This is a genomic window from Moorena sp. SIO4A1, from assembly GCF_010672065.1.
Classification (GTDB): Bacteria; Cyanobacteriota; Cyanobacteriia; order Cyanobacteriales; family Coleofasciculaceae; genus Moorena.
Window position 1 is genome coordinate 1 of the sequence record NZ_JAAHHX010000196.1, and the last position, 3,327, is coordinate 3,327.

Annotated in this window: 3 protein-coding genes and 2 pseudogenes; 3 read left to right on the top strand and 2 right to left on the bottom strand. The window is 37.5% G+C overall.

The annotated features are described in order from the left end of the window. Both F6K53_RS36005 and F6K53_RS36010 read left to right on the top strand, forming a co-directional pair. A partial coding sequence (locus tag F6K53_RS36005) for a hypothetical protein (protein ID WP_293030619.1) occupies nt 1-193 on the top strand: 193 nt, incomplete at its 5' end. Beyond that, nucleotides 166-1,038 (top strand): annotated as a pseudogene (locus F6K53_RS36010) (IS630 family transposase). The gene F6K53_RS36005 and the pseudogene F6K53_RS36010, both read left to right, overlap by 28 nt. 355 nt (nt 1,039-1,393) lie before the next feature. Here F6K53_RS36010 and F6K53_RS36020 read toward each other — a convergent pair. Next, nucleotides 1,394-1,525, bottom strand: coding sequence for a hypothetical protein (locus F6K53_RS36020; RefSeq protein WP_293030625.1), 132 nt, complete (start codon nt 1,523-1,525; stop codon nt 1,394-1,396). Nucleotides 1,526-1,549: 24 nt separating this feature from the next. Beyond that, the gene (locus F6K53_RS36025; protein ID WP_293030628.1) at nt 1,550-1,720 is read right to left on the bottom strand and encodes a hypothetical protein; all 171 of its coding nucleotides are present in this window, start codon (nt 1,718-1,720) and stop codon (nt 1,550-1,552) included. A 400-nt stretch (nt 1,721-2,120) separates the two neighbouring features. Between F6K53_RS36025 and F6K53_RS36030 the strand changes: the two are divergent. Continuing rightward, nucleotides 2,121-2,768, top strand: a pseudogene (locus tag F6K53_RS36030) (transposase); the annotation flags it as partial. Nucleotides 2,769-3,327: the final 559 nt, after the last annotated feature.

Below are 3,327 nucleotides of genomic sequence, written 5' to 3' on the forward strand. Positions count from 1 at the left end.
AAAGCAGGGGGGCATTGCTGTGGAAACGGTTTCTTTCATCGGATTGAGTGGAGAAGAATACGAACCTAAAAAGCATACTCTATATAGAGTAGCACGATTTTTGTTTATAATTTGCGCTAAAGTCCCACTAGTCAGAAAGTCAAAGATTGTTAATAAATTAATTAAATGGCAGTTCCTTACAGTTACGATTTAAGAACAAAAGTCATGGGCGCTATTGACGATGGCATGGGAAAAACTGAAGCTAGTCGTCTCTTTAAAATTAGCCGAAATACAATTGACCTCTGGTTAAAAAAGAGAAAGGAAACAGGAGATTATAGGGCAAAAGAGGGTTATCAAAAGGGATATAATCCGAAAATAGCTGACGCAGGATAAATTTCGGGAGTAAGTCCCGTGCTCATGGTAGCTCAACTCAGAAGGAAATGGCAGAAGCGTGGTCAGAAAAGATTAGTGATAGGACTATAGGTTTTGGCTTAAAAAAAATTGGTTATACCCGAAAAAAAAACTTACGGTTATCGAGAAAGAGATGAAGAAAAAAGGCGAGAGTTTCGAGAAAAAATTAGTCAAAAGAAGCCGGAACAGTTAGTTTATATAGATGAATCAGGAATGGATAATCGTGAAGACTATGGTTATGGCTGGAATGAAAAAGGAAAAAGATTTTCTGACTTAAAATCAGGAAAAAGAAGTGTAAGAGTCAGTATTATGAGTGGTTTGCTTGAAGGAAAACTGATAGCGCCACTGACTTTTGAGGGTTCTTGTAATCGTTCAGTATTTGAGACATGGCTTAAAGATAAATTGATTCCTGAATTAAATCCAGGGCAAATTATAATTTTAGACAATGCCACCTTCCACAAAGGAGAAAGAATTAGAGAATTAGTTGAAGCAGCGGATTGTGAACTTTACTATTTGCCCCCCTATTCTCCTGATTTAAATAAAATAGAACATTATTGGTTTCCGATTAAAAATCGGGTTAGAAAATCAAAAGGTACTATCGAAGATTTTAGAGAGAGAGTTGATTTAGCTGTTCAGTTAACGTCCTAATCTATACTTCGATTGCTATAATTCTTAATTTTCCTTGACCACTTAAATTATAATCATTATAATTATAATTATAAAATTCAAAAACAATTTTTCGACTATGACTCAAAACTCTCAGCCCAATTCAAACAATAATTCAAACGGATTCATTGTTCCGTACATTTTGAAAGGGTCTCGCCAGCAAATCACCCATACCGCATATATTCTGAATGCCCTCGGCTACATCCAAATTTCCGAATGGGGTCCTCTTCAGCCCACTGGAACTCCAGACGAATATATTACGATGATCACCAGATATTGGATTTGGCGTTAACACCTTAAATTTCTGGGGGGGTTTCCCCCCCTTGCCAAAGGCTAATCACATCCGATCAGGATTGGATAGCTGATAAAATTGAGTGCATAGTCTAAAAATTCTAGCCGTGGAAAGTATTTCTGCGGCTACTTTTTTTTGGTTAGCAGGTTGAAGGTTAGCAGGTTGAAGGTTAGTCATAATTTAGAATTTAGAATTTAGAATTTAGAGATCCTGTAGGGTGGGCAAAAAGTGTACACAGATCACCTGTAGGGAAAACTCTAGAACTTTTGCCCACCAAAAAGTAAGATATTGTAGGGTGGGCAAAAAGTGTACACAGATCACCTGTAGGAAAAACTCTAGGACTTTTGCCCACCAAAAAGCCAAGCTCGCCACCGTTAATCCTGGTGGGCAAGGTAATTCCTCAACCCAAGCCCTCCAACCAATTTATTTCCCCTTGCCCACCCTACAAAACTAAACTCTTAATTCTAAATTCTAAATTCTAAATTCTAAATTCTTCATTCTTCATTCTCCATTCTAAATTCCTTGCGAAACAAAACCAGCCCAATAGAAAGGATGACCAAAAGGAAAATCCTCCTTACTCAAAGACTCTAAACGCTTTCGCTGTATCTCGAATTTATCCACAATTGTGACCCACTTATCTAACTCTTCCTGATATCCGTGATCCTTAGCATTCTGTTTAGCAGCTTTGGCTTCCTTTATCCCTCTTCTGTCACTCTCCGGTTATAATAAGTAGAGAAAGAAAAAAAAGAAACTCTACAAGGTAGGCACAGCAATGGATGTAGAGGAACAAATCCTCAAACATTTAGCCAGGGATCCCCAGGCAACAGTATCAATAATAGATGAATATTGTCAGACCTATAAAGACCTATTCAAAGAAGTAAGGAACTATGAATGCTTCAAATATTTACACTTAGGAATAGTCTCAGCAATAAAGAGAAAATCCTTACCAGAAATAGCTCCGGTGCGCTTTCCGTAGGCGAATTAAATTCGCCACGGGTCGCACCGCAAAGTAGTAGGGATAAAATCAGCCCAGTCACTACATCACTTCATCGCCAATTCACCTTGGTCAGTCAGGGAACTAAAGAAGGGAAGATTAAGGAAAATCAAAGAAAAATTAAAAGAACAAGCAATTACAGTCATAATAGATGAAACCGGGGATAGAAAGAAAGGAAAAAAAACGGACTATGTAGCGCGGCAATATCTAGGAAGTATCGGAAAAGTAGATAATGGGATAGTGTCAGTTAATGCTCAGGTCGTGTCCCAAAATATAACATTTCCCTTGGTAGGCAAAATCTTCAAACCAAGAGGAACATTAAAACAGGAAGATAAGTACAAAAATAAAATAGAGTTAGCCTCAGAAATCCTAGAAGAATTAGTAGAGGAAGGATTAACTATAGAACTAGTATTAGCGGATAGTCTCTAGGGTGAAAGTAGCCAGTTTATTAGAACATTAGAGAAAAATAAATTGTCTTATGTAGCTGGCAGGGTGACAGAGGTAGGGGAAAGCTAGATGTAGCATAAGATACAGCCATCAGATAAAAAAAAAGATAGGTCAAATATAGCAAAGCCGACCTATCTAAGGAAAATGATAGCAAAAGAATACCAATAAATCCTGGTAAAGGAACTCAACCGCAGTACTTATCTATTACTAAGTCTAGTGGTAGCAAGTCTTCAATTATTTAAACAAGTGAAGTTAGAGTGGAAAGCCCACGGCACTGCCATTACCAATTTTGTTTGAAAGTCGTCGGCAGAAATTACGGCGTTTTTTGAGACAGGAAAACTTAGGTGTGGAAAAAATTTGGTTTCCCTGTGTAAACTGTCTTTTAAGGAGTATGTTTAAGCCTAATGATACCAGGGTAATTGCAGCTATTTTGTATAAATTGTACTTGACAAAATAGGTATTTAACATAGTCAGTGATAGGACTAGACAACTCTTCTGGAATGAAGGACACTACAAACAGATGGAATCAGTCCCTTTC